Here is a 25,643-nt window from a genome sequence, read left to right as displayed (position 1 = left end):
GTGGATGCGAAGGTCTTGGCATGTTCTTATTCTTCGGGAATTTCATTGAAGAAGGTAACATCTTCAACGGGCAGCCTGGTTGTAGGGCGCCCAGGGTTAGCCGCCTTGCCGATGGCAATGAGCATAACCGGAGCGTAGCGCTCTGAAATTCCGAAAGCTTCGATGAATTTTCCTTTGTCGAAGCCGCCCATTGGTACCGTATCGTAGCCTTTGGCACGAGCGATGCTCATGAGTTGCATAGATACTAACCCGCAATCGGTATAGACGATCTGTCGGAGGGTTTCCGGAGGCATACTTGCGTGCATGCTTGTATAGCGTTCTATGAAGGAATTGGCTGTCTGTTCAGGCATGAAACCTGCATCGACGGCTTGGGTATAAATCTTCTTGGCTAATTTGATATTCTCCAAGTCCCCGAGTACGGCGATGACCGCTGAAGCTTCGACGACTTGCTGCTGGTTAAACGCAATTGGCAGCAGCTTTTGCTGTAATTCCAACGAGTCGATAACAAGAAAACGCCATGGCTGCATGTTCGCGGATGAAGGAGCCAACGTAGCTTGCTGCAAGATGTCGGTCAATTCCTCCCGTGAAATCTTGACCGCAGGATCATAGCTTCGGACGGAGCGGCGCTCTCGAATAACATCGAAAAAAAGTTGTTGTTCCAACAGTTGGGTTGGTTGTGAATCGGACATGGTTCTCTCATCCTTTCTATATATAAACTAATTTCATCATAAAGGATGACATTAGTGTTAGTGTCAATAAGAAATAATCAGGGATCCCAGCATGGGCGAAAGACAGCATTGCCGATTATGAAGCAATCAGGCCTAATGCAAGGGAAAGGGAACCCTGCATTCGCCCCCCGTGATCTTGCAACAAGAAGAGATGAGGCGGTTACGGCTCTGCTGAACATGTGGGCACAGAAGAGTAAGTGTGTCCACTGTAATGAACTGGATGAAGCTTATGGCCGCGAAAATGGTTCCTTTGGCGATCTAATGAACTGCATTGGCGTTATCGAGCAATTTAAAGGCGAAAATGGTGATCATTGTAGGAAATAACGCATCGGGGATTCATTAGATTTTTAAAATGAACGATTTTGCTCAAATAAAGGTTATTGAGTTCGTTAGGAGCTTGCCTCAGGTTCATTCGGCAGCCCTCGAACATGTTTCCGAAGGTTACTGTTTGGTAATCATCCACGTAACACCGAATTTCTCCACCAAGTGACTCCACGTAAAAATTCGCCTGGCTTCTTGCATCCTCCGACATCAGATAAGAGTGAATATGACGAGTGAAGAATAGTGAAATCGATAAAGGGCCACACTAATAGATAAATTTTTTGAACAAGGACTTCTATCATTGAATTCTCATCTTAGAAAGGTATAGTGATAATAAACAGTTACAGGAGATATCGATGAAACGCATACTAATCATTGAAGACGAAAAAAATCTCGTGCGGTTTATTCAACTAGAGCTGGAGCATGAATCCTTTGAAGTCGAGACGGCTTACGATGGCAAAACGGGATTAGAATTAGCTGTTCAGCATCAGTGGGATATGATTTTGCTAGACATTATGCTGCCGGTGCTCAACGGGATTGAAGTATGTCGGCGAATCCGAGCTGCCAAGAAAACGCCTATTATCATGTTGACTGCAAGAGATAGTATTGTTGATCGGGTGTCCGGACTTGATAGTGGCGCTGATGACTATATGCCCAAACCATTTGCCATTGAGGAATTATTGGCGAGGATGAGGGCGATATTCCGGCGGATGGAGGATAGCGAGGAGCATACGGTACTCTCTTTCAAAAATATTCGAGTCGATATGGATGCTCGCATTGTTTATAGAGATAAAGAAATTGTCGAGCTAACGAAACGTGAGTTCGATCTCTTGGTGATGTTTATGAAAAATCATAATCTCGTTCTTACGCGAGATATGTTGTTGGATCACGTATGGGGCTATGATTCTGTTGTAGAGACGAATGTTGTGGACGTGTATGTTAGATATCTAAGGAATAAACTTGATCGCAATGGGGAAGAGGGCTGCATTCAAACCGTGCGCGGCATAGGATATGTGATGCGATGATGAATAAATTGACGCGTATGTTTCGTGAACTTCCCATCAAATGGAAACTTATGTTGGGAGCGACAGCTTTAATATTTCTGCTATTTGCCTCTTATAACTTCGCTCAATATGTGGTTCTCAAGCATTGGATGATGAATCAGGAGAAAGATAAGTTGCAAGTAAACAGGATACAGCTTCAAGCCTACATGCAAGAAAAAGGGAGTCAATTAGACACCTTGCAAATGGCTGAGATTCGATTATATATTGAAAAAATGATAGGGAAAAACCAATTAGTACGTATTATTGGCAGTGATAATATCCCTATTCTGTCTATTTCAAATCACTTCGAGGAAGCATGGGTTGCACCTAAGTATGTTACTACGGCAGAAGTGATTGACATTACATTTAAGTCAGACCATCTTCTCGTGAATAGGAGTCCAATCAGAACAGCGGAGTTTAAGGGAACATTAGAATTAGTAAGTAATCTAGAAACATTCGATCATTTTAGCCGAACTTTACTTTTCGTTATGCTTATTGGCGGTATTCTTGCCATATTCATAAGTGCTATTTGTGGTTTAGCTATTGCACGGCAATTCATGTATCCCATCAGGGCACTTGCGACGGCAATCCGGAATGTGAAAGAAAAGGGATTAACAGAACGTGTAGTCAATGTTCAGAATGGAGATGAATTATCCAGCTTAACACAGCTTTTTAACGAGTTGATGAATCAATTAGAGGTTTCATTTCGCCAACAAAAGCAGTTTGTGGAGGATGCCTCGCATGAGCTTCGAACACCCATAACGATCTTGGAAGGGCATTTGTCTCTACTGGATCGATGGGGGAAATCGAAGCCTGAAATTCTGGAGGAATCTTTGGAAGCTTCCTTACAAGAAACAAGACGACTCAAAGGTATTGTTCAAGATCTTCTCACATTAACAAAGGTAGAAACACAAGTTGCAATTGCAGGTGAGAATTTGATCCATGTGGAGCCTATCATCCATGAGACACTGCACAGAGTTAAGGTCCTTCATCCTGATTTTGAATTTCAATCCAAGATAGAAGGGATTGCTGAGGTATTCTTAGGCATGAATTCGCTTCATCTCGAACAAATTCTCCTGATCGTTATTGAGAATGCGATTAAATACACGAACGGGGATAAATTAATTGTCGTGGAAGCTGTGCGAACAAGAACGGGGCTGTTGATCTGTATCGAAGATCACGGGATGGGGATCCCGGAGCAAGATGTGCCTTATGTCTTTGATCGATTCTATCGTGTAGATAAATCGAGAAACCGTGAGATTGCCGGAACGGGACTTGGTTTATCCATCGCCAAGCAAATCGTGCTTTCCTACAACGGAGAAATAACGATTCAAAGTGAAGAAGACATAGGGACCAAAGTGTTGATTGAACTCCCGATATCTCCCAATATATCCAACGATAAATAAGTGGATTCTCATTTGGCTCTCATCTTCATCTTGTAAGGTAATTGTAAATGCTTTTGGATCAGGAAGCATTTAGTAAAGCAAAAGGATGATGACAATGAGTTTCACGAAATTGGATTACGACTTGTTTCAAATGATCAATCAATTAGGGGATAAGTTTTCTTTCTTAAATCCATTGATGTGTTTGTTCGCCTCACAAGCCGAGTACGTATTTTATCTAGGGATTGTTATCTATTGGTTTATGAAGAAAGGCTCTCATCGGCGGATGGTAACAGAAGCGATTTTATCTGCCTGCCTCGCATTCATGGGTAGTGTCCTGATAAGTAAAGTGTATTACGAGGATCGGCCGTTTGTTTCCCATCATGTTCTACAGTTAATTTCGCATCCGGCCAACGCGTCATTCCCCAGCGACCATGCTATTGGAGCGTTTGTCATAGCCACGACGATTTGGCTGCATCGTAGAAAGGCAGGAAGGCTGTGGCTTGTATTGGCAGGATGTATAGCCCTCTCAAGAGTTTGGACAGGGGTACATTATCCTTCTGATGTAATTGGGGGAGCAATTATTGGAGCCCTTGCAGCTTGTGTTGTCCACCGCGTATTTAAGCGCTCGTCTTTGGCGCTTAAGTGGATGAATCGTGTAATTCAGTGGTATGAAACGATAGAATCGAAAGTTTGGCGAGGCAGCGCTCTAAAATGACGTAAAGCAAGCATACAGGCGGGAGTAAGCACGTTTAGCGTGCCTGTTTATCCTCATGCTCATAATTGTAGATGACCTAGCCGCAGGCTAGGTTTTTTAATATATATGTTTTGGAGTGAACGCGGAGTTGCTCCAGCTGCCTCCCGCGGACGTAAGGGAACTACGGTGCGCTATTCTAGCCAAAAGTGTCAATATCGGAAGGTTGAGGGAACTACAGTACGCTATTTTGCTGTTTTATGGGGATTTTTACGCTTTTTGTAGAAATAAGACCCTGTAGTTCCGCTATCCCTCTCGCATCCCTACTTTTTGCCTAATTAGCGTCCTCTAGTTCCCTTATTAGGTTTTGCTGCTAAGTGTCGGCGACACCGCGCGCCCTGGACTTGCACGCCGTGGGAAAATCAGGGCCGCAAAGCTGCTTTTCTTATTGTCCCCTCAGAGTTAATAAAGATTTAAGAATTGGTTCACAAGCGTTTCATTTTTGCTGACTAAGATGTAGTTGTAAGCCCATCATTCACAAGGAGACTTTGAGCTTCACTCAAAGATCCCTATATTAGGAGGAAATCATGAAAAAGAAATGGTTGATGTTAGGTGGCGCTGTTGGGATTAGCAGTATTGTTATGGTGACGACTGGGTTTAGTGCATTGGCGAGTACTTCGGGTTATGATGCTTACAAATCTGCGCTCAAGAACACGAAAACTGTCCAAAACGTAGCCGTACAGGCAGCAGCAGCTTTGCAAGATAACGGGAATGTGCTGGCAAGTGCAAACGGGAGTTTTAAAGTGAGTCTGGATTCGAAAACAGCAAGCGGCAACGCAGATGTGTTGGCCAATGGGACTCAGCAATCGTTAAGCTTCTATAAGCAAGACAATCAAACCGTACTTAAATCTAACGCCAGTGATGTGTACTTCGTCAAACAGGAAGGCGACAAGAAACACAAAACTGAGAAAAAACTGAAAGAAACCGAAATTCCGCAGCAAGTGGAAACGGTGATTGACGCTTTAGTCGGGAATTTGAAGGACTATGTAGCGGTTGATACGAAAACGGACGGCACCAAAGAAATTGCCATTCAACTCGATAATGCTCAAATTCCTACCGTGGTGAACGCTCTGGCGCCAATCGCTATTAAAGAAGCTTCCAAAGACGAACATGACGGCGAGAAGCAAGATGCTTCCGGGCAAAACGCTGCGACACCGTTTAATGAAGATTTCTTGAAAAATGCGGCGCCGCAGCTGACACAAGATATCAAAATTGAGAAGGTTTCGATTAAGGCGTCGATTAATGCTGATAATTACATTACCCATCAAGAAGCTGACTTAAGCGTATCAGGTAAAGACGATAGCGGGGCAGCGCATCAAGTGACGCTTCACCTTCAAGCAGATTTGTCCGGTTATAACCATACAACACCAGACACCGTTGATTTAACCGGCAAAACCGTACAAAACTTGAAGCCAGATCATCATGGAAATCACGACAACAACGAGTAAATAAAGCGTACGAAGGTACTAGAGTTCAAGCAGACAGGCCTACTTATCCAAGTCTGTCTGCTGTTTATGAATGGGGGGAATCGATATGACGATTATCTTGGAAACATCTCATTTGAGTAAGGAGTATGGGAATAAACGCGGCATCCGGGATATGAACATCCAGTTGCATGCCGGTGATGTATATGGTTTGTTGGGGCCTAACGGTGCAGGAAAAACAACGTTTCTTAAATTAATTACGGGCTTAATTCGCCCGGATCAAGGGACGATCTCCTTATTTAATTATCAGCTTCCCGAACAATTCGAAGCGGGGATGCAGCATGTCGGCAGCATGATTGAATCTGCTGATTTCCACGAGTTTCTTGGCGCGTGGCAGTATTTGGAGCTTGTTGCTCGGTTCTATCCGACCGTCACCAAGAAGCGTATGGAAGAAGTTTTGGAACTTGTAGGCTTAATCAAGGTACGCAAGGAAAAGATCAAAGGCTTCTCAACAGGGATGAAACAGAAATTAGCGCTTGCCGCGGCGATATTGCCAGAACCGAAATTGGTCATTCTCGATGAGCCTACGAATGGGCTTGATATTGAAGGAACGGTGATGTTCCGGAAACTGATCAAGCAGTTGTCTACGGAGAAAGGGACGTCCTTCTTAATTTCAAGCCATATGATTCATGAATTGGAACAGCTTTGCAATCGAGTGGGGATTGTGGCTGATGGGCAATTTATTAAGGAAGGGTACGTAACTGAATTATTGCAAAACAATCAATCCTTAGAGCAATTTTATATTGATGAGCTTGAGCTCTCAGAGGAGGACAGGGCAAGTGCATAGATGGCGACCTGGTTACTTAAATGAACTTTATTTATTGTTTTATCGGAAGAAAGTTGTCATGTTTGCTATTTTTTCAGCTCTATTACCTATCTTGCTGGCTATTTCACTGCACGCTTTACAGCCTGTTCTTGGACTCATTGCGATTAGTCAGTCGTTCCCAATTGAGATGCTGTCGATCTACACAAGTATTTGGATTCCGCTAGTTATTTTAACCATTATCGGTGATTTGTTTCCCAATGAGCTGGCTTCCAAAACGCTGAAACTCGCACTGCTCCGCCCGAATTCCCGGTTTCAAGTATTTGGAACGAAAGTGGCTGCGCTCGGTACGGGGATAGCTGGCATACTCATCGTACTGGGCATCGTTACGTTCATTTGCAATCTATTTACGGGTACATCCGCTAATTTCTCAGAGACGGTGGCAATGATGAAAGCCTATCTGGCAGCCTATATGTCCATGATTGCTTTGTCAGCTTTATTCGTATTCGTCTCACAGTTTTTCAAAAGTGCCAGCAGTTTTATGGTGTTTTCGCTCGTTCTCTATGCGGCAGCCAAAATTGCGCCGTTCTTGCTGAGCTCGATTGCTTCATTTTCCCCTGTATCCTATACAGACTGGCATATGTTATGGTTAAGTCAAACAGTATCTACTGGTAAATTATTGACGACATCTCTTTTTCTGGTTTCTAGTTGCATGTTGTTCATGGCGCTGGGTTACTATAAATTTGATAGAAAAGAAGTATAAAACGGGGTTTTCACATGTCCATTCGTCTAAAATTATTGCTATCGTACGCGGCAATGCTGCTAATTCCACTTGTTATGATGATCATCACGGCAATGCTGCTCCTGGTGGTGTTTCGGGGTGATTTCCAGAATATTCGAGATCAGTTGAGCTCGGGAGTCGGCATGTTTGAGAATCAGAATGTGGAACATACGTTCAAGGAAGTGGTAAGAACTTCACAGAAAAACCCGAGCATGCTAGCCGATTTGACTTATATAGCCGATATAGATCAAGAACTTCAAGCGAGTAATTCAAAGCTTGTTATACGTAGGGACAATACGTTCATTTATACTTCGCCCACCTTAATGGATGCCGAAGTGCTCCAGCAACTGCCAGTGTTCAAACATCACGACCACCCGGAACGCGGGGATGTCAAGCGCTTTGGGAAAGAATTGCTTGAAATCAATTCATTTGATTTTTATTTTGCGGATCAACAACCCGGCAGTGTGTTCATTATTACGACGGTGAATCCGTTAGTTAACTTTATCCAAAAGTTTTTTCCTATCTTATTCGTTACGTTGCTTATTATCTTGATTCTAACACACACCTTATTAACTTATTTTGTTTCGAAAAGTATCATTTCACCGCTTAAAAAATTAAAAAATGCGATGAAAAGAATGCAAGCCGGCGATCTCGATTTCCCTGTCCAGATCACAAGTACAGACGAAATCGGGCAGCTAAGTATCGCCTTTGAACAAATGCGCAAACAATTGCAAGAATCCATACAAACTCAAGTTCAGTATGAAGACAATCGCAAAGAACTCATTTCCAATATCTCTCATGATATCCGAACTCCGCTGACCGCTATTAGAGGCTATGTAGACGGATTAGGGGATGGCATTGCCGATACCGCGGATAAACGTCAAAAGTATATCGATATCATTTCATCCAAAGCGGAAGAGATGGATCATTTAATCGATGAATTATTTTTGTATTCCAAGTTGGATTTGAAGCGTATCCCCTTTAACTTTGAAATTGTGAACTTCGCTTCCTTTTTGGCAGATTGGTCGGATGAACTTGATTTTGAACTCAGTAAGAAAGGCATCCATTTTAAGTCAGAGATCACGATTCAAGAGACGACGTTAGTGTCCATTGACCGGGATAAAATGAGGCGTGTTTTTTCTAACATTGTGGATAATTGCTTGAAATATATGAACAAATCCGAGAAATATATCACACTGCAGGCCAAGCTGGCCGGAGCGAGCGTCGTGATTGACATTACGGATAATGGAGCAGGCATGGATGACGAAGCGCTGCCGCATATCTTTGATCGTTTCTACCGTGCAGATCCGTCCAGGAACAGCAATAGTGGGGGGAGCGGACTAGGATTAGCAATCTCCAAGCAAATGATAGAAGGGCATGGAGGAACAATCCGTGCAAGCAGCAAGAAGGAAGAATGGACTTGTATTACCATAAATTTGCCGCAGAAGCGGGACAAAGATGGTGGGAATAAATGAAACACATACTCATTGTGGAAGATGAACAATTGATTGCAGAACTTGAACGAGATTACTTGGAGGTTAGCGGCTACAAGGTCGATATTGCGATGGATGGCGAACAAGGCCTGAAACTCGCGCTCCGTGGCGTGTATGATCTGATCCTTCTGGATGTCATGCTTCCCTTATTGAACGGGTTTGAAGTATGCAAGCAAGTTCGCGAGCATTATCAAATTCCGATCTTGATGGTCACAGCGAAAAAAGAGGATATTGACGTCATTCGTGGTCTTGGTTTAGGGGCTGACGACTATATTACGAAGCCGTTCAAACCTGGGGAGCTGGTAGCAAGGGTCAAAGCTCACTTAGCACGTTATGAGCGTTTAATAGGAACCAAGGAGCAGAAGGATGAAATTCGTATCCAAGGTCTCTTCATTGATAATGCTTCGCGCCGTGTGTTTATTAATGAACAAGAAATCAATCTGACAACGAAAGAATTCGAGTTGCTCATCTTTCTGGCGTCGAATCCGAACCGGGTGTTTAGCAAGGATCATATCTTTGAGCGGATTTGGGGATTCGATGCAATGGGAGATGCCCAAACCGTTACGGTTCATATTCGTAAATTAAGAGAAAAAATGGAGATAGATCCCTCCAACTCTCAATATATAGAAACGGTATGGGGAGCCGGTTATCGATTTCGATTATAAAAGGGAATGTTGAAAGGTGGCGCCTATCCAGATGACGGTTAATCCACGAGTATTAATTCTTACGGCCAGCTATGGGAATGGACATCTGCAGGCTTCAAGAGCTCTGCAACAGGAGTTCTATCGCCAAGGTATAGAGCAGGTGAAGATTGTTAACCTGATGAAGGAGGGCCATCCTTTTATTCATTCGATTACAACCTCGTTGATTAGCACAAGTACAAAGAGTTCACGCATGGGTATCGACTATTATGGCTGGAGCTATTACCTGACTCGTGAGACGAAGCAGACGGCATTATTTCAGAAGTCAATGACCTTTCTAGGGCAGAAGAAACTCAAGGAGATTATCCTCCAAGAGCGTCCGGATGTTGTAGTTAATACCTTTCCATTCGGCGCATCGCCGCAAGTATGCAGTTCAATGGGTATCCCCAACTATACAGTATTGACGGATTACGCGTTACACGCGAGTTGGCTGCATCCGAATGTGGATCACTATTATGTGGCAACAGAAGAATTGAAACAGCAAATTATCTTTAAAGGATTCAGCAAGGACTGCGTTGAGGTGAGCGGAATCCCGCTGCGACAAGAATTTGCGCATGCGAGCATGCGTCAACGGAGTCCAGAAAAGAAGAATATTCTTATTATGGCTTCTGACAGCGGCATAGCCTCCTATATGGAGGGGATGCTGCAGAAGCTGATCCAATTAGAAAACTGCCGAATCGTTGTTATCTGTGGTCGTAATGAGAAATTAAAACATCGACTTGAAGCGGAGTTTGCCATGAATAGGGGGGTAACTATTCTTGGGTTTGTTGATAATGTTTATGAGTGGATGTCTCGAGCTACCTGTCTAGTAACGAAAGCCGGCGGTTTAACTTTGACAGAGGCAATCGTCTTAAGGGTGCCCATTTTTATTTATAAGCCCTACGGCGGTCAAGAGAAAGAAAACGCGTTGTATTTGGCAAGCCGCGGGATAGCAAATATTTCCAAAAATATAGATGAATTATCTGAGAGTATAGAGCATCTCATAAATCATCCACGCTTATATGAAGAAATCAGGGAACGTATGCAAACATTACAGCGAAGCCATGCAGCTGGGCATATCGTCAATGATATGCTGCTTAAATGGCATAACCAACGGATGGAAGCGTTGATTTAGAAGGAGATATTCCTGTGTATGAGAATTTAGCATGATGAGCATGAAAACCTCCTTGACTTATGGAAGGAGGTTTTTTTATGCAGAGATTTGGATTGGAACTGAGCAGTATAGGGATAAATGCTGTATTTTTCATGATGATTTCTTTCCTCGTTATTTATTTAACAAAGACACGAAGAGATGTGCTCCCGATTTCAAATTCCAACTAGAAGCAACCTCCTGCATTTACATGAAATACCGCCAATAAATATAAATATTAGCCAATACAACAGACAGCAGCATAAGTGGAAAGCCGTACTTCATATAGGCAACAAATTTGATCGGGTGTCCTTCTTTGCCGGACATACCGGCTACGATTAAGTTTGCGCTCGCCCCAATTAGGGTGCCGTTGCCGCCAAGGCAAGCTCCTAAGGCAAGGCTCCACCAGAGCGGTTCAAGATTACCAACGCCCATACTGCCCATTTCCTGAATCATGGGAATCATGGTTGCGACGAATGGAATGTTATCCAGGAACGCAGACGCGATCGCACTGAGCCAGAGAATCAACATGGATGTGGCCAAGGGATCTCCTCCAGTCAGCTCAATCGCCGCCGCCGCTAGCTTGGAGATGATGCCAGTCTCTACCAGACCGGAGACTAAGACGAACAGCCCGACGAAGAAGAAGATGGTGGTCCATTCGACCTTGGTGAATGCGGCTTCCATAGCATGCTCGCCAGTCAGCAGCAGCAATAAGAATGCCCCTGCCAAGGCGACTGTTGCGGACTCGAGGTGAAGCAGCTGGTGGAGAAAGAATCCGACAATCGTAAGGCTTAGGACGGAAAGGCTCTTGATTAGCAGTTTGCGATCGGTAATGACTTCTTTCTCATCCATAAGCATAATGCTTTGCTTCAGCTCAGGCGTGGTCTGAATCTGCTTACGGAACAAGAAGACGAAAATCGGTATCATGATGGCCATAATGAGGAAGACGATCGGCGCAAGATTATTGATAAAAGCCATGAAAGTCAATTCTTCGACGGCACTTCCGATCATGATGTTCGGAGGATCGCCAATTAATGTAGCTGTGCCCCCGATATTGGATGCCAGAATTTGCGTGATGAGGAAGGGGATCGGATTCACGCGCAGCTGCCGCGTAATGCTGAATGTAACGGGCACCATGAGGAGGACGGTCGTCACGTTATCTAGGAAGGCCGAACCAATCGCGGTAATTAGCACGAGTGATACTAGGATTCGGACAGGATCGCCTTTCGCCTTTTTTGCTGCTAACAGTGCGATATAGGTAAACAATCCCGTTTCAGCTGTTATGCTGACAATAATCATCATACCGATTAAAAGTCCCAAAGTATTAAAGTCAATGTGGTGCAAAGCCGAGTCTTGATCTACAACGCCGAGAACGACCATGAGGACACCGCCAATCATAGCCACGATCGTGCGATGGATTTTTTCGGCGATGATCATGCTGTATGTGAGAAGAAAGATACCAATTGCCAAGATTGCTTGTTGTTCCATAATTCCTCCTATATGTTCATCATTTGTTAGTACTATTCCCTATAAATGCAATTTGGTTGTATCCCCCTTTCTCTGCATAAAAAAAGCCCTACCTAGGGCTCTTATGTCGAAAAAAGAATAAAAGGAGCCCTTGGTGACAGGCTCCTCCGAATTGCAGCAATATGTAGTTGGTCGTAAACATTGGTGCTTTAAATTTACATTGCTCTTGCATTTATGTCAATGGTCATATTTTAAAATCATGATTCTATACTTAGTAGTATGAGTGACTGATGACCATGTTAACTTTGTAATTGGATGTGATTATGTGGGATGGAAGGACGGGTTGACTGGACGGATCGTTGAACAAGGCTCAAACGGATATGATGAAGCCAGACGAACATTTAATTCACGGTTGTCCAAGTTCCCTAAGCTAATTGTTTATTGTCTTGTGAAAGAGGACGCTTCAAATGCAGTGAATTGGGCGCGAAAGCAAGGCATCTCATTTTCTGTACGATGCGGTGGACATAGTTACGAAGCCTATTCAGTAAAAGACCAAGGGCTTGTTATTGATATTAGTGAAATATTGCATCTGAGAGTGGATAAACGTACAGGGTTAGCTCAGGTGGGCGCAGGGTTTCGGTTAATGCCGCTCTATGAAGCTTTATGGAAGCACAAAGTGACGATACCAGCCGGAACTTGCCCATCTGTTGGAGTGTCTGGTTTAACACTAGGCGGGGGTTACGGAATACTGTCCAGACTGCTTGGTATGAGTTGTGATAATGTTACTGAGATTGAGATGGTCAATGCCCAAGGGAAGGTTATTTACCTCAATCCAAGTAACCATATTGATTTGTTTTGGGCTTGTCGCGGAGCTGGTGATGGCAGCTTCGGAATCGTTACATCATTTACCTTTCGAGTACATCCTATTAACTCTATTGCTCATTATACGATGACTTGGAATTCTTCGGAGGTTGAGAAAGTGATACAGCACTGGCAGTCTTGGGCGCCCCATGCGGATTCACGACTAACGTCGCTCCTCGCACTTTCGGCACATCACCAAGGCGATCTTGTTTCTAAAGGTCTGTTTGTTGGGGGGGATAAGGAACTCCATGAGCTCCTCAAATCTATAACGAAATACGTTCCACCCCAAACATTGACGGTCCGCACAGCTTCATGGATAGAAGCTGTGCGTTTATTTGCCGGCAGACCAGTTAACCAAGCTAAGTTTAAAAATACTTCTGCGTTTGCTTATGAACCTCTAAGTGCTACGGCGATTGAGAATATAGTCAAGAATCTCAAACGTGCGCCTGGGCCAAGTAATTTAGTTGCATTGGATGCATTTGGAGGAGAAATCTCCAAGAAATCTACTGATGCAACTGCTTTTGCACATCGTCAAGCATTGTTTATGCTCCAATACCAAGCATATTGGGAGCGGGATTCGGATGCGGCCAAAAACATTCAGTGGGTTAATGAGTTTCGTCAGTCCATGCTTAACCATACGAAAGGAGCCTATCGAGACTATTGTGATTCCTCGGTACTCAACTGGCCGACTGAATATTTTGCTGAAAATATCAATAGATTACAAAGAATAAAAGAACGGTATGACCCTGAAAATATGTTTAATTATGAACAGAGTATACCTCTCAGATAAGATCAATCTGCGTATCGAAAGAATGTAAGTGGAGATACGGCTTCCTCCATGCGCTCAGAGCCCTCATAGTAATGTTGTAGAATTTCAGCAGCGTCTTTCCCTTGTTTGGCTAATTCGACGGCGCCTTGACGAGATAAGAGACCGCTTGCCGGTTCTAGTGTAAATTCAGTAGCGGTTTCTGGCAAGAATAGCTTGTGGCTTAAACCATCCTTGAACCCGATACCTGCAACGTCCACCGCGTGAAATATGTTTCTCATTTTCTCGATTTGTGCTTTTTCATTATCATCTTTTACTGTGTAAGTTGCGATATATGTCTGACCTGGATCCGTATCGATTACATCCGCATTCATTCTATGAGCTGTTGGATCAACAACGACTGAGAACCAACTGTACATTTTCACCGCTAATGCTCCTGCCTTGAGTGCTTCAATGGGGGCATCTTTGGGCCAGGTCGTACTAAAAACGTTCTGAATATATGCAAGAAAGTCTATTTCCTTAACACAATCCTTGTCGCAATTATAAGCTTTCTTATTCTCTAATGTAGTCATTAAGACCTTAATGGTTTTGGGTCTTTTATAGTTAAGATTTATTTGCTCAGGCACGAATTGGAGCCATTTTCCTCCAGCAGCCTGAAGGGACGAGTTTCCGTTCATTTCTTTATGTAAATCTTGTGTAGTTGCCACATTGTCTTTATCAATCTCTTCCCCTTTTCTGTTGAGGTAGATTCCTTTGTCACGAGCCTGAGAAATTTTCACCATTTCTTTTTCATCTTCTGTTCCAAAGCCTAAGTGATTTGCTGCCACTAAATCGACCGGAACGAGACCCATCTCTGCGACCTGCCAGATCCCATCTTGTTGCGTATAAATGACAACTCGGTAGTTGATTCCATTGATGGCATAGCGGTTTTCTTCGGACATCTTATAGTCAATCGCTGCATAGCGCACAACAAAGGGGAGTTTACGTCTTTCGTATTTTTCTATGTTGCGAAAGCTTTTTACGAATGTTACCGGTAGTTCCTTGATGTCTTTCGTATGGGTGCTAAGAACAAGTTTTTTCCCCCGTATTGTGGTTGCTTTTTCATAGAACTTCTGCAAATAATTATCCAATAATTGTAATTCTTTTTCCTTGTTCAATACGTTTGTTAATTTTTCTTCCGCCAGTGATGGATGGGTGACGAATGTGCTTACCAGGAACATGACAATCATTAAATGTATTCCTTTTTTTATCACGGTTAATTTCACTCCTCTATATTATTTGGCATATCGGAATAATTCGATTTGAGCGCCCTTAGGCAGAGAAGGAGCCTTTTCAAGGAAAATTTCCAATATATCTATAAACGATAGTTTTTGTTCGTTCACTAGTTTGATTGATTCGGTTTGGGATATGGTACCACTCCCTTTGGCAGCGTCCTGTTTATGCCCGATATCCACCAAGGTATTTAGTATATTTTCTTTTACGCCGACCCCTGCGACCCCATATGCATGAAAAATGGCCCCTACTTCCACAGCCAGTTTGCTTTCCCTCTCACTAATTTCCCTTATCTGTTGATCGGTCAAGGACGTATTGGTTTTACGAATTTTTGAGAAAAAGTAGGATTTGAAATCCGCCGCATAGACTTGATTGGCTTCAGTGTCGATAATGTCCGCATCCGTATACCGAGCTTTTGGATCTACAGTTACAGCATGCCATGCGTACATTTTAATCGCCAAGGCACCGGCCATTAATGAATCTTTTGGGGCTTCCTTTATCCATTCTAGAGGTAAGACATGTTTCAGATAATCGAAGAAATCGATTCGTTGAACACATGCTTTGGTACAGCCATAAAATTTCAAATTGCTAGGTTGAGTCATCACAACCCGTATCCATTTAGGGCGCTTATAGTTCGGATTAACCGCATCTGGAATTTTACCGTTCTTTGGTATTGAGTTTGCAGTTGCCTCCCCCATTTCAAGAAGCAGGTCCGATTCCATTGCGGCGTTGTCTGTATATAAATCTCCAACTTCCTCCCCCTTTCGATTAACATATTTTCCTTGATTGCGAAGTTCTTCAATCTGCGCCATTTGGCTTTCATCATCTGTACCAAAACCTTGGCCTAGCTTCACAAGCAGGTTCACTGGTGCCGTGTCATACCGAAAGAAATCCCACTCCTTGTTGGGTGCCTGAACCATAATCATTAACCGGTAGTTGATGCCATTAAGGCGATATTTGCTTTCTTTCGAAAGGTTATAATCAACAGCTGTATAAAAAACAAGGTAGTCTCTCCCGAGCCGTTCAAAATTAGATACATCAACAACTTTTTCACTGATTTCCTTTGTGAGTTTCTTAACATTCAGCACTTTGTGGGATAAAATGTTCTCTTTTTTGCGTATGGCAAGTTCTCGTACTCTGACAGTATCTTTAATGTACTGATTGAATAGACTGATCAATTGTTTTTCTGGCATCTTATCAACCTTTTTGAAAGCACTTAGGGAAGCCGGTGATAGATGGACTAACAGTAGTGAAGTGAGAAGACCAATAAATGTAATTTTTGCAAATTTCATATGCTATCTCCTTATTTTTTAAGTATCTTTTCCGAAGATTATCATTTACTGTGGAAAGAATTTTCATCCAAATTGAGGTCATAAACTCAGCTATATACAAAAATATCTTTACTCTAGTTCAATTCCTTGGTATTCTGTATCCATTATTTAAAAGCGATGACGAGAAAAGTAGCCGAAGCATTCTTCCACAGAGAGCTCCCGAAAGCTGAAAGGGAGTGAAGAATGCTTGGGTGAAGAAAGCCTCTGAGCTGTACATCGGAACCCAAGCGGGGATGGTGTAACAGGAGCTCCTGTTATAGAGCTAGAGTATAAGCATCTGTGTCTGGATGTCGTACTCGAAGAGGTGGATATGGCGACATATTTGCGAATCCGGGTGGTACCACGAGCATGCAACATCTCGTCCCTGAGACTAACAGTCTTGGGGGTGGGATTTTTTTATTTGCAGGATCGTTGTACGGCATATGTATTTCATACCCAATAAGGAGTGAGCAAATATGGCAAGGTTAAAAGCGGCAGTCGTCGGAGCGACTGGCATGGCAGGGCAGCAGTTCGTTCAGGCACTATCCAACCATCCGAACTTTGAAGTGGTGATCATGGTGACCTCAAGAACGTTGGCAAATTATGGAGAAGCATTGCTGGAAGCGAATGGATCGTCGAGATGGACACAGCATACGCCGGTTCCCAGCGACATGCTGGAAGTGCCGGTGGTCTCGTCCAAGGAGTTCCGCCCCGATTCGGTTGATGTCATTTTCACAGCTATTGAATCGGATCTGGCCCAAGAGTTAGAGCCTTGGTTCGCCCAAACGACGCCAACCTTCTCAACGGCATCGGCTTTTCGTTATTTCGAGGATACGCCGCTTCTTATCACTGGTGTCAATGATGATCATGCGGAATTAATTCGTAAACAGCAGCAGGAGCATGGCTGGAAGGGTTTTGTACTGCCTGTTCCCAATTGTACGGTTACTGGGCTGGCGATAACGTTAAAACCATTGCAGGAGCACTATGGGATTGAAAATGTGCTGATGGTTTCCATGCAATCGCTTAGCGGTGCAGGAAGAAGTCCAGGGGTTCGCTCTCTAGATATTCTAGATAATATAATTCCCTACATTCCCAATGAGGAGGGGAAAGTCAGGAAGGAACTTCTGAAGATACTCGGTGAGTATTCGAATGGGGCTATTATTCCGGCTGAGATAAACATAAATTGTATATGTACGAGAGCAAATGTGTTGGACGGCCACACAGAATCTGTGTTTGTCGGTCTGAAGAAACAAGCAAGCTTAGCTGAGATTAAAGAAACGATTCAACGGTATAATCCGTTCGCAAGCAGTTCTTTGCATTCAGCTCCCGAGCATATGATTCATGTCTTCGATGATCCCTATCGACCTCAACCTCGCTTGGATCGCGAGCTCGGAGGCGGGATGACCACGAGCATGGGGCGGCTGGAAGTGGAGCCCGTGCTTGGCGGTGTGAAATATGTGCTGGTTTCCCATAATACCAAGATGGGAGCAGGGAAAGGTGCCGTTCTGCTCGCTGAGTCAATGCTAGCAAGGGGCTTACTGCACGTATAGCTAGATGAAAGTGACAGCGGCTAGTACAGGGACATTCATGCGATGGTCCTGGTACTGGCCGCTGTCACTTTTTGTCTACTTATGTGATGTTTTTCACATGAATTTCGCATCATTTCCTCTACACTAGGGAAAAGGAGTTTGCCTGGAGGTGTGGATATGGGGTTCGTTAAGCCAGAACAGATTTGGGAGCGAGCGGTGGAAGCGGGAGAGAAGAAGGTGCACTTGCCTCTGCGCGGACAACTGGTATTAGGATTTATGGGCGGTGCTTATATCGCTCTGGGATTTCTGTTGTACATCAGGGTTAGCGCTGCAGTTCCTGCGCCATGGAGCGACTTTGGTCATCTTATCGGGGCATGCGTATTTCCGCTTGGACTAATTCTTACCCTGCTGGCAGGTGGGGAACTGCTAACCGGGAATATGATGGCGGTGCCTGTGGCGTTCCTCTCAAGGCGGGTCAAGCTGGTTGATATCGCCCGCAACTGGGCGGTTATTACGGTTGGCAATCTGCTTGGGGCTTTGTTCATTGCATATGCTTTTGGACATCTTGCCGGGTTAACCGAGCATGGTATTTATTTAGCCAAATTAGTGAAAATTGCCCATGCCAAGATCGAAGAGCCCTTCTTAGTTGCTTTGCTATCCGGTATCGGTTGCAATTGGCTGGTTGGCCTTGCTGTGTGGCTCTCGTATGGCGCAGAGGATAGCGGGGGCAAAATATGGGGCATCTGGTTTCCGACGATGGCTTTTGTCGCAATCGGATTTCAGCATGTCGTTGCCAATATGTTCGTCATTCCAGCCGCTATTTTTGCTGGTCAGGCTACCTGGACGGAATACTTGCACAATTTTGTCCCAGTATATATAGGAAATTCAATGGGAGGCGCGCTGTTCGTTGCGGTCATGTATGGTTTGGTGTACCGGCGCTAGCTGGTTAACAACAAAGAGGAGGCTGCTCGCCAGGTGTTCGACCTGTTGAGCCAGCCTCCTTTTCAAGTGGAGAAACTATTTCAAACGAATGAGGTTGCTAACTAAACTCTCGACAATGACATCTCTAATGGAAGCTTGTTCTTCCTCTAGAATGTGAATGATATAGTTTTCTTTTGGTGTAGAAGCTCTGAATATGATGTGTTCTCGATCTTCCAGAACGACGTCATGCCCACAAGCGCGAAGGCATTGTTCATAATCAGATATCGTGGGCTGGTGATTCTCCTCTAAGAAAATAATCCCCCTTAACAGAGAACTTCGATCGTGATGGATGACTTTGAAATGAACGGTGATTTCTTTTTTCATGATTAGAATCATCTCCTTGGTTGCGTACTGGATCCATATATCCTTCATTATAAATAAGAAGAATTCGTGAGACTGTGATTTAATTCACATACAACTCATTTTCTCCGTCCTATAATAAAGTCATAAGATACGAAGGAGATGGTTCAGATGATGAAATGGTTAAGAGGAAACAATTATGCGGCGATCCTGTTGACGATCATTCGATTATATGTGGGTTGGGAATGGGCGGTCGCGGGATGGCACAAAATTACGGGGGATAAAGCTTTCGACGCAACAGGCTACTTGAAGGGCGCGATTGCCAAACCGGTTCTTGAGAGTGGAACGACAGATCTGGTTTATGCCAACTATGTGGCTTTCTTGAAAAATTTCGCGCTGCCCCATATCGGGTGGTTTAATGTCTTAGTTCCCTGGGGCGAGCTTTTGGTCGGTATCGGTTTACTGATCGGAGCGCTGACTACAGCAGCCGTATTCTTCGGCTTACTGATGAATTTCATGTATATGTTCGCTGGTACGGTTAGCTCGAATCCATGGTTAGTGCTTCTCGGTTTCTTCATCATAGCAGCAGGCGCAAATGCAGGGAAATTTGGTGTGGATCATCTGATACTCCCTTACCTGCACAAATGGTTCGATAAGCTCTTGGAACGCTTCCATCTCAAAGCAAAATTGAGATAAGAGGCAATCTGCGCCCGCGATGCAATCGTCAAAAACCTGTTCTTTCTACTTCGGCAATTCGGAGGAAAGAAGAGGTTTTTTTTGTGGCGAAATGGTTGCGGATGTGTGACATTTTTCACTTACAGGTGTTTGCTTTTTGACTAAAGTGGAGGTATCAAGACAGGTTGAAAGGAGAAGTGATGGGTATGCTTTCAGGCGTTATTCTGGCTGGTGGAGCAAACCGTACCATGAACGGAGAACTGACGGCATTGCTTCCGTTTGACGGGAAGGCTCTGATTGTCCGGCAAATTGATCGTATGCGAGAGATCTGTGACGAAATCATTATTGTCACGAATGATCCCAAGCCCTATTTGAACAAGGTCGATCGTTCTGTGCGCATTATTACTGATTTTTTCGCAGGTCAGGGTCCTCTTGGGGGGATGCATGCCGCTTTATCTTTGGCGAAGTATGCGTCCGTTTGGATCGTGGGGTGCGATATGCCCTTAATATCCAATAAAGCGGCTCAACTGCTCATGGCCAAAAAGCAAGATGGGTTCGAAGCGGTTATCCCCATCGTGGCAGGCAAGCTTTATCCCTTGCACGGGATTTATGACCGAGCCTGTGCGGCCCGGATTGCGCCGCTATTTAATCAAGGGAAGATTAGAGTTTCGGCGATGCTCAACCATGTTATATGGAGCGAATTAGGGGAGAGATACTTGCTGGATAACGGCATTGACTTGAATTTTGTAGCCAATATCAAGACGATTGCCGACTACGAGGCCATACAGCACTTAGATAAATAAGACAGGAGGTGAAGAGGATGGATAGCCGCAATAACGATGCGATAGATAAGGAAAGGAATAATACAGAGCAGGAGCCCATCTTGAGGGGAACGTTCGCCTCGGTTTTACTCTTAGGACTCTTCTTGCTAGTCAGTTGGGTCATCATATTTGTTCTATTTATATCCAGGCAATAAAGCAAGGCACATTATGTTCTAGTAAAGGTGGTTAGACCATGCATATCCATAAACTCGAAAAAATTTGGTTAACAATTGGGATCGTTATGCTATTTGTATTTCTAGCTGTGTTGGGGGTTTCCGCATTCGCAATGGGCGTCAAGCCGCCAAGTGAGCACCACCATCAGATTGACCCCTCGAAGGTTCAAGAGACAGCCCCCTTTGATAAGCCCGGGCTGCGCCAAATGGACGACCATACGTATGAAGCGATTATGACAGCTTTTACTTTTGGCTATGCGCCCGACAAGATGGAGGTCCCGTTGGGAGCGACGATCAACTTCGTCGTGACAAGCCAAGACGTGGTTCACGGCTTTGCCATTCCGGGCACGAACGTCAACATGATGATTGTCCCAGGTGAAATCAGCCATGTCAGCCATACGTTTACACAGCCAGGCGAGTATTTGATCCTCTGCAATGAATATTGCGGCGGTGCTCATGAATATATGAAAACAACGATTATTGTTAAGTAGCGGGTAGAAGCGAAGGAAGGTGGAAGACAGCATGAAAATGGGAGATAGGACATTAACTCATACATTTGATCTCAAGGATGGCAAATTGGTAGTCGCCCATATTCTGGTGGCGTTCATAGCGCTGCTGATCGGCGGTGTGGCAGGATTGCTGCAAACGATGGTGAAGAGCGGCACGATTCAATTGCCTTATGGCATTGGCTACTACGAGCTATTGACCGCACATGGGGTTCTGATGGCGATTGTGTTTACGACATATTTTATTATTGGTTTTCTGTATTCGGGCATTTCTTACACGTTAGGGGGGAAACTCCTCCCGATTGTCCATAGAATGGGTTGGGCAGGCTTCGGTTTCATGACAGCAGGTACGGCACTTGGAGTTGCGATGGTCTTAACGGGGAAGGCCAGCGTACTGTATACCTTCTATGCGCCACTAAAGGCATCTCCTTACTTCTATATTGGCTTAGCTATGCTAGTGGTAGGAAGCTGGATCAGCGGCTGGGGTATTTTCTATCAATATAAATATTGGAAAAGAACACATCCAGACAAGTTGTCCCCACTGTTCGCCTTTATGTCTGTTGTGACCTTCCTAATGTGGCAAATCGCCACAATCGGGGTTGCCGCTGAGGTGTTGATTCAATTGATTCCCTGGTCCTTTGGATGGGTGGAAACGATTAATGTCATGCTTAGCCGCACGTTATTCTGGTATTTTGGGCATCCTCTCGTCTATTTCTGGCTAATGCCCGCGTATATGTGCTGGTATGTCATCATTCCGAAAATTATCGGAGGCAAAATTTACAGCGATGCGCTTGCCAGACTTTCTTTCATCCTCTTGTTGTTGTTCTCGATTCCTGTCGGTTTTCACCATCAGTTGATGGAGCCTGGCATTAGCTCCTTTTGGAAATACTTGCAGGTTGTATTAACGTTCATGGTGGTTGTTCCGTCTTTGATGACGGCTTTCTCCCTATTTGCAACCTTTGAATTGCATGGTCGTGCCTTAGGAGCCAAAGGGCTTTTTGGATGGGTGAAGATGCTGCCTTGGAAGGATGTTAGATTCTTTGCGCCTTTCATGGGGATGCTGATTTTCATACCTGCTGGCGCAGGCGGATTAATCAACGCCAGTAACCAAATGAATGCTGTTGTCCATAACACATTATGGGTGACGGGACATTTTCACTTAACCGTTGCAACCAGTGTAGCGTTGACGTTCTTTGGGATTACGTATTGGCTAATCCCTGCGGTTACCGGACGTGTACTAACAGCCAGAATGAATAAATTAGGGATTATCCAAACGATCATTTGGTGTGTGGGCATGTTCTTCATGTCAGGTGCGATGCATCTGGTCGGCTTGTTCGGCGCACCGAGACGAACAGCGTTCACGACGTATGAAGGCAATGCGGATGCGGCGACCTGGATGCCGTATTACGTTTTCATGGCAATCGGCGGAACCGTGCTATTCCTCGGGGTGCTGCTTATGGTTTATAACTTTTTCGCTCTGCTGCGTGCGCCCAAAGGCGAAACCGAGTATCCCATCGGTACAGCCATGGAATCTGCGGAGGCAACACCGGCCTATCTGGATCGCTGGCGGATCTGGATTACGGTTTCGATTCTCTTGATTTTATTTGCCTATTCCATACCGCTCATGGACATGATTGTGAACCCGGCTCCCGGTTCCAAAGGATTTGTTACTTGGTAGTGATTTTTATCATAGTTGGGGCGCCGGATTAAGTTTAATCTAGTGGTATACCAAACAAATCAATGGCTCTACAGCAATTAGCAAATAAAGGAGTGAAAGCATCATGACAACCAAAGAAGCGAAAACGAATGAACGGATTTCCGCGCAAGACGAAGTGAACCAGCTGGTGGCTAGAGCGAAGGAAGCGCAGCAGCAATTTCTGAAATTGGATCAAGATCAGGTTGACCGCATAATTCAGCAAATGGCGTTAGCAGGCATCGATAGGCACATGGTTCTCGCCAAATTTGCTGTGGAGGAAACCGGTCGCGGTGTGTATGAAGACAAGATCACGAAAAATTTATTTGCCACAGAGTACATTTACCATAGCATCAAAAATAACAAAACAGTTGGCGTAATCGAGGAAAACACGTATGAGAACTACCGCATGGTAGCCGAACCTGTCGGCATCATTGCCGGGGTGACGCCGGTTACCAATCCGACTTCGACGACGATGTTCAAATCATTGATTGCGACCAAAACGCGCAACCCCATCATCTTCGCGTTCCACCCTTCCGCCCAGCAATCAAGTGCCGCAGCGGCAGCGACCTTGCTGGAAGCAGCCGTGAAGGCGGGTGCTCCCGAACATTGTATTCAGTGGGTGAAGCATCCCTCTGTGGAAGCAACGCAACTGCTGATGAATCATCCCGATGTAGCACTCGTCTTAGCAACTGGAGGGTCTTCCATGGTGAAGGCAGCGTATAGCACAGGGAAGCCAGCCTTAGGCGTTGGGCCAGGGAATGTCCCTTGTTTTATTGAGAAATCAGCCAATTTGCAGCAGGCTGTGAATGACTTGATTTTATCCAAAACTTTTGATAATGGCATGATTTGTGCCTCAGAGCAGGCTGTCATTATTGAGGAAGCGGTGTACGCAGAAACAAGAAAGCTGATGGCCGATCAGGGCTGTTACTTTCTGAATAAAGAGGAGACGGAAGCCGTCTCCAAACTAGTTATTAATGCGGAAAAGTGCGCGGTGAATGCCGTTATTGTAGGTCAATCTGCCGTGAAAATCGCCGAGATGGCTGGCATTAAGGTGCCTGCAGCTACGAAAATACTGGTTGCGGAGCTAACCGGCGTCGGGGAGGCCTTCCCTTTATCCGCTGAGAAATTAAGCCCTGTGCTCGCTTGCTACAAAGTGAAGAATGCGGAACAAGGCATTGCTCGTGCTGTAGAAGTGGTCAAATTTGGCGGGATGGGTCATTCCTCTGTCATTCACTCCCAGAACGCAGAAGTGATCGAGGCTTTCTCGAATAAACTGCAAACGGGACGCGTCATCGTCAACTCACCTTCCACTCACGGGGCTATTGGCGACATTTATAATACCAACTTGCCATCTTTGACACTTGGCTGTGGTTCCTATGGACATAACTCCACAACTTCCAACGTGAGCGCTGTAAATTTGATCAATGTGAAGCGGGTTGCTTATCGTACGGTTAATATGCAGTGGTTCAAGATACCGCCAAAGATTTATTTTGAAAAAGGCGCTACACAGTATTTGGAGAAGATGCCTGACATTACACGGGTCATGATTGTTACGGATCCAATGATGGTGAAGCTTGGCTATGTCGAGCGGGTTGAATATTATCTTCGCAAAAGACAACTGCCGGTTTACATCGAAGTGTTCTCGGACGTGGAACCAGACCCATCTGTCGAAACCGTGGAACGCGGCCGGGCCCAAATGGCTAGCTTCCAGCCGGACTGCATTATTGCCCTAGGCGGCGGATCACCGATGGATGCAGCCAAGGCGATGTGGTTGTTCTATGAATACCCGGATACTGATTTTGACGCATTGAAGCAAAAGTTTATGGATATTCGCAAACGGGTCTACAAATATCCGCGTCTAGGGCGCAAAGCCAAATTCGTCGCGATTCCCACGACTTCGGGCACAGGCTCGGAAGTGACTTCATTCGCCGTCATTACGGATAAGGAAAAAGGCAATACGAAGTACCCGCTAGCCGATTATGAGCTTACGCCGGATGTTGCTATCATCGATCCTGACTATGTGTACAGCTTGCCTAAGACGGCAGTAGCCGACACGGGAATGGATGTCCTGACCCATGCCATTGAAGCTTATGTATCGGTTATGGCGAACGACTATTCCGATGGGTTGGCCATGAAAGCTATTCAACTCGTGTTCCAGAACTTGGAGAAGTCGTTTGCGACAGCAGATCCGATTGCCCGGGAGAAGATGCATAACGCTTCAACGATCGCGGGCATGGCCTTTGCGAATGCCTTCCTCGGTATCAATCACAGCTTGGCGCATAAATGGGGCGGCGAATACCACACCGCGCATGGGCGTACCAATGCGATTTTGATGCCGCATGTCATTCGCTATAACGCGCAAAAACCGACCAAGTTCACTTCATTCCCGAAATATGATCATTTCATTGCAGATCAGCGCTATGCCGAAATTGCCCGTATGTTGGGACTTCCGGCCAAAACGACCGAAGAAGGCGTGAACAGCCTGATCGAAGCCATCCGCAAGCTAAACCAAATTCTTGGCATTCCTGAGAAATTTCAGGATTTGGGATTCCATGCGGAACAATTCGAGAAGCGGGTAGATTATTTGGCGGATCGGGCATTTGAAGATCAATGTACAACAGCCAATCCGCGGATGCCGCTGGTAACAGAGTTGGCTGACGTTTATCGCAATGCTTTTTACGGAAAGTTTTAATCGCGATTTCGAAGG

General features: G+C 44.9%; 24 protein-coding genes and 1 other annotated feature. Of the genes, 19 read left to right on the top strand and 5 right to left on the bottom strand.

Features of this window, described 5'->3' with window-relative positions:
- Positions 1–26 precede the first annotated feature (26 nt).
- Complete coding sequence (locus tag LOZ80_RS28620) at positions 27–689, bottom strand: nitroreductase family protein (protein ID WP_238167854.1); 663 nt, start codon at positions 687–689, stop codon at positions 27–29.
- A 60-nt stretch (positions 690–749) separates the two neighbouring features.
- Between LOZ80_RS28620 and LOZ80_RS28615 the strand changes: the two genes are divergently transcribed.
- The 10 genes from LOZ80_RS28615 (at position 750) to LOZ80_RS28570 (ending at position 10,564) form a co-directional block, all read left to right on the top strand.
- Positions 750–1,052, top strand: a complete 303-nt coding sequence (locus LOZ80_RS28615) for a hypothetical protein (RefSeq protein WP_238167853.1) — start codon at positions 750–752, stop codon at positions 1,050–1,052.
- A 353-nt stretch (positions 1,053–1,405) separates the two neighbouring features.
- Positions 1,406–2,074: a response regulator transcription factor gene (locus LOZ80_RS28610; RefSeq protein WP_189020485.1), complete on the top strand. Its 669-nt coding sequence runs from the start codon at positions 1,406–1,408 to the stop codon at positions 2,072–2,074.
- Positions 2,071–3,498 (top strand): sensor histidine kinase, encoded by a 1,428-nt coding sequence (locus tag LOZ80_RS28605; protein ID WP_238167852.1) that lies wholly within the window; start codon positions 2,071–2,073, stop codon positions 3,496–3,498. Before LOZ80_RS28610 ends, LOZ80_RS28605 begins: the two co-directional genes overlap by 4 nt.
- Before the next feature lie 94 nt (positions 3,499–3,592).
- Positions 3,593–4,192, top strand: coding sequence for an undecaprenyl-diphosphatase (locus LOZ80_RS28600; protein WP_238167851.1), 600 nt, complete (start codon positions 3,593–3,595; stop codon positions 4,190–4,192).
- A gap of 563 nt (positions 4,193–4,755) precedes the next feature.
- Entirely contained in the window at positions 4,756–5,676 is a 921-nt protein-coding gene (locus LOZ80_RS28595) for a hypothetical protein (RefSeq protein WP_238167850.1), read from the top strand.
- 85 nt (positions 5,677–5,761) lie between these two features.
- Positions 5,762–6,499: an ABC transporter ATP-binding protein gene (locus LOZ80_RS28590; RefSeq protein WP_238167849.1), complete on the top strand. Its 738-nt coding sequence runs from the start codon at positions 5,762–5,764 to the stop codon at positions 6,497–6,499.
- Positions 6,492–7,238: an ABC transporter permease gene (locus LOZ80_RS28585; protein ID WP_238167848.1), complete on the top strand. Its 747-nt coding sequence runs from the start codon at positions 6,492–6,494 to the stop codon at positions 7,236–7,238. Before LOZ80_RS28590 ends, LOZ80_RS28585 begins: the two co-directional genes overlap by 8 nt.
- A gap of 14 nt (positions 7,239–7,252) precedes the next feature.
- Positions 7,253–8,731 carry a sensor histidine kinase gene (locus LOZ80_RS28580; protein WP_238167847.1) on the top strand — a complete coding sequence of 493 codons (1,479 nt, stop codon included), beginning with the start codon at positions 7,253–7,255 and terminating at the stop codon, positions 8,729–8,731.
- On the top strand, positions 8,728–9,414 hold the full coding sequence (locus LOZ80_RS28575) for a response regulator transcription factor (RefSeq protein ID WP_238167846.1): 687 nt from the start codon (positions 8,728–8,730) through the stop codon (positions 9,412–9,414). The genes LOZ80_RS28580 and LOZ80_RS28575 overlap by 4 nt, the downstream gene beginning before the upstream one ends.
- A 31-nt stretch (positions 9,415–9,445) precedes the next feature.
- Positions 9,446–10,564, top strand: coding sequence for an MGDG synthase family glycosyltransferase (locus LOZ80_RS28570; RefSeq protein WP_238167845.1), 1,119 nt, complete (start codon positions 9,446–9,448; stop codon positions 10,562–10,564).
- Between the two features lie 222 nt (positions 10,565–10,786).
- Here the strand turns inward: LOZ80_RS28570 and LOZ80_RS28565 are convergent, their stop codons facing one another.
- Positions 10,787–12,067: an ArsB/NhaD family transporter gene (locus LOZ80_RS28565; RefSeq protein WP_238167844.1), complete on the bottom strand. Its 1,281-nt coding sequence runs from the start codon at positions 12,065–12,067 to the stop codon at positions 10,787–10,789.
- 304 nt (positions 12,068–12,371) lie between these two features.
- On the opposite strand from LOZ80_RS28565, the gene LOZ80_RS28560 reads away from it, so the two are divergent.
- Positions 12,372–13,697 (top strand): FAD-binding oxidoreductase, encoded by a 1,326-nt coding sequence (locus LOZ80_RS28560; protein WP_238167843.1) that lies wholly within the window; start codon positions 12,372–12,374, stop codon positions 13,695–13,697.
- A 2-nt stretch (positions 13,698–13,699) separates the two neighbouring features.
- On the opposite strand, the gene LOZ80_RS28555 is transcribed toward LOZ80_RS28560, so the two are convergent.
- Both LOZ80_RS28555 and LOZ80_RS28550 read right to left on the bottom strand, forming a co-directional pair.
- Entirely contained in the window at positions 13,700–14,926 is a 1,227-nt protein-coding gene (locus tag LOZ80_RS28555) for a SpoIID/LytB domain-containing protein (protein ID WP_238167842.1), read from the bottom strand.
- Positions 14,927–14,947: 21 nt separating this feature from the next.
- Positions 14,948–16,237, bottom strand: coding sequence for a SpoIID/LytB domain-containing protein (locus LOZ80_RS28550; protein WP_238167841.1), 1,290 nt, complete (start codon positions 16,235–16,237; stop codon positions 14,948–14,950).
- A 147-nt stretch (positions 16,238–16,384) separates the two neighbouring features.
- Positions 16,385–16,645 (top strand) — a binding site (T-box leader).
- 86 nt (positions 16,646–16,731) lie between these two features.
- Here LOZ80_RS28550 and asd point away from each other — a divergent pair.
- Positions 16,732–17,805 (top strand): aspartate-semialdehyde dehydrogenase, encoded by a 1,074-nt coding sequence (gene asd, locus LOZ80_RS28545; protein WP_238167840.1) that lies wholly within the window; start codon positions 16,732–16,734, stop codon positions 17,803–17,805.
- A 156-nt stretch (positions 17,806–17,961) separates the two neighbouring features.
- On the top strand, positions 17,962–18,726 hold the full coding sequence (locus LOZ80_RS28540; protein WP_238167839.1) for a formate/nitrite transporter family protein: 765 nt from the start codon (positions 17,962–17,964) through the stop codon (positions 18,724–18,726).
- Positions 18,727–18,801: 75 nt separating this feature from the next.
- Here LOZ80_RS28540 and LOZ80_RS28535 read toward each other — a convergent pair whose 3' ends face one another.
- Positions 18,802–19,089: a hypothetical protein gene (locus tag LOZ80_RS28535; RefSeq protein ID WP_238167838.1), complete on the bottom strand. Its 288-nt coding sequence runs from the start codon at positions 19,087–19,089 to the stop codon at positions 18,802–18,804.
- Positions 19,090–19,236: 147 nt separating this feature from the next.
- Between LOZ80_RS28535 and LOZ80_RS28530 the strand changes: the two genes are divergently transcribed.
- The 6 genes from LOZ80_RS28530 (at position 19,237) to adhE (ending at position 25,628) form a co-directional block, all read left to right on the top strand.
- Positions 19,237–19,761: a DoxX family protein gene (locus LOZ80_RS28530; protein WP_189019482.1), complete on the top strand. Its 525-nt coding sequence runs from the start codon at positions 19,237–19,239 to the stop codon at positions 19,759–19,761.
- Positions 19,762–19,940: 179 nt separating this feature from the next.
- Positions 19,941–20,543 carry a molybdenum cofactor guanylyltransferase gene (gene mobA, locus LOZ80_RS28525; RefSeq protein WP_238167837.1) on the top strand — a complete coding sequence of 201 codons (603 nt, stop codon included), beginning with the start codon at positions 19,941–19,943 and terminating at the stop codon, positions 20,541–20,543.
- Positions 20,544–20,560: 17 nt separating this feature from the next.
- Positions 20,561–20,716, top strand: coding sequence for a cytochrome c oxidase subunit 2A (locus LOZ80_RS28520; protein WP_238167836.1), 156 nt, complete (start codon positions 20,561–20,563; stop codon positions 20,714–20,716).
- A 38-nt stretch (positions 20,717–20,754) separates the two neighbouring features.
- Positions 20,755–21,225, top strand: a complete 471-nt coding sequence (locus LOZ80_RS28515) for a cytochrome c oxidase subunit II (protein ID WP_238167835.1) — start codon at positions 20,755–20,757, stop codon at positions 21,223–21,225.
- 31 nt (positions 21,226–21,256) lie between these two features.
- Positions 21,257–22,918 (top strand): cbb3-type cytochrome c oxidase subunit I, encoded by a 1,662-nt coding sequence (locus LOZ80_RS28510; RefSeq protein ID WP_238167834.1) that lies wholly within the window; start codon positions 21,257–21,259, stop codon positions 22,916–22,918.
- Positions 22,919–23,021: 103 nt separating this feature from the next.
- Complete coding sequence (gene adhE, locus LOZ80_RS28505; protein ID WP_238167833.1) at positions 23,022–25,628, top strand: bifunctional acetaldehyde-CoA/alcohol dehydrogenase; 2,607 nt, start codon at positions 23,022–23,024, stop codon at positions 25,626–25,628.
- Positions 25,629–25,643 lie beyond the last annotated feature (15 nt).

This window comes from Paenibacillus sp. HWE-109, from assembly GCF_022163125.1.
Classification (GTDB): Bacteria; Bacillota; Bacilli; order Paenibacillales; family NBRC-103111; genus Paenibacillus_E.
Note: the sequence above shows the minus strand (reverse complement) of the source record. Positions and strands in the feature narration are given on the sequence as shown.

Excerpts from the sequence above, each read along its gene's own strand:
- LOZ80_RS28620 (WP_238167854.1), bottom strand. The coding sequence starts at position 689 with ATGTCCGATTCACAACCAACCCAACTGTTGGAACAACAACTTTTTTTC.
- LOZ80_RS28610 (WP_189020485.1), top strand. The coding sequence starts at position 1,406 with ATGAAACGCATACTAATCATTGAAGACGAAAAAAATCTCGTGCGGTTT.
- LOZ80_RS28605 (WP_238167852.1), top strand. The coding sequence starts at position 2,071 with ATGATGAATAAATTGACGCGTATGTTTCGTGAACTTCCCATCAAATGG.
- LOZ80_RS28600 (WP_238167851.1), top strand. The coding sequence starts at position 3,593 with ATGAGTTTCACGAAATTGGATTACGACTTGTTTCAAATGATCAATCAA.
- LOZ80_RS28595 (WP_238167850.1), top strand. The coding sequence starts at position 4,756 with ATGAAAAAGAAATGGTTGATGTTAGGTGGCGCTGTTGGGATTAGCAGT.
- LOZ80_RS28590 (WP_238167849.1), top strand. The coding sequence starts at position 5,762 with ATGACGATTATCTTGGAAACATCTCATTTGAGTAAGGAGTATGGGAAT.
- LOZ80_RS28580 (WP_238167847.1), top strand. The coding sequence starts at position 7,253 with ATGTCCATTCGTCTAAAATTATTGCTATCGTACGCGGCAATGCTGCTA.
- LOZ80_RS28575 (WP_238167846.1), top strand. The coding sequence starts at position 8,728 with ATGAAACACATACTCATTGTGGAAGATGAACAATTGATTGCAGAACTT.
- LOZ80_RS28570 (WP_238167845.1), top strand. The coding sequence starts at position 9,446 with ATGACGGTTAATCCACGAGTATTAATTCTTACGGCCAGCTATGGGAAT.
- LOZ80_RS28565 (WP_238167844.1), bottom strand. The coding sequence starts at position 12,067 with ATGGAACAACAAGCAATCTTGGCAATTGGTATCTTTCTTCTCACATAC.
- LOZ80_RS28550 (WP_238167841.1), bottom strand. The coding sequence starts at position 16,237 with ATGAAATTTGCAAAAATTACATTTATTGGTCTTCTCACTTCACTACTG.
- asd (WP_238167840.1), top strand. The coding sequence starts at position 16,732 with ATGGCAAGGTTAAAAGCGGCAGTCGTCGGAGCGACTGGCATGGCAGGG.
- LOZ80_RS28540 (WP_238167839.1), top strand. The coding sequence starts at position 17,962 with ATGGGGTTCGTTAAGCCAGAACAGATTTGGGAGCGAGCGGTGGAAGCG.
- LOZ80_RS28535 (WP_238167838.1), bottom strand. The coding sequence starts at position 19,089 with ATGAAAAAAGAAATCACCGTTCATTTCAAAGTCATCCATCACGATCGA.
- LOZ80_RS28530 (WP_189019482.1), top strand. The coding sequence starts at position 19,237 with ATGATGAAATGGTTAAGAGGAAACAATTATGCGGCGATCCTGTTGACG.
- mobA (WP_238167837.1), top strand. The coding sequence starts at position 19,941 with ATGGGTATGCTTTCAGGCGTTATTCTGGCTGGTGGAGCAAACCGTACC.
- LOZ80_RS28520 (WP_238167836.1), top strand. The coding sequence starts at position 20,561 with ATGGATAGCCGCAATAACGATGCGATAGATAAGGAAAGGAATAATACA.
- LOZ80_RS28515 (WP_238167835.1), top strand. The coding sequence starts at position 20,755 with ATGCATATCCATAAACTCGAAAAAATTTGGTTAACAATTGGGATCGTT.
- LOZ80_RS28510 (WP_238167834.1), top strand. The coding sequence starts at position 21,257 with ATGAAAATGGGAGATAGGACATTAACTCATACATTTGATCTCAAGGAT.
- adhE (WP_238167833.1), top strand. The coding sequence starts at position 23,022 with ATGACAACCAAAGAAGCGAAAACGAATGAACGGATTTCCGCGCAAGAC.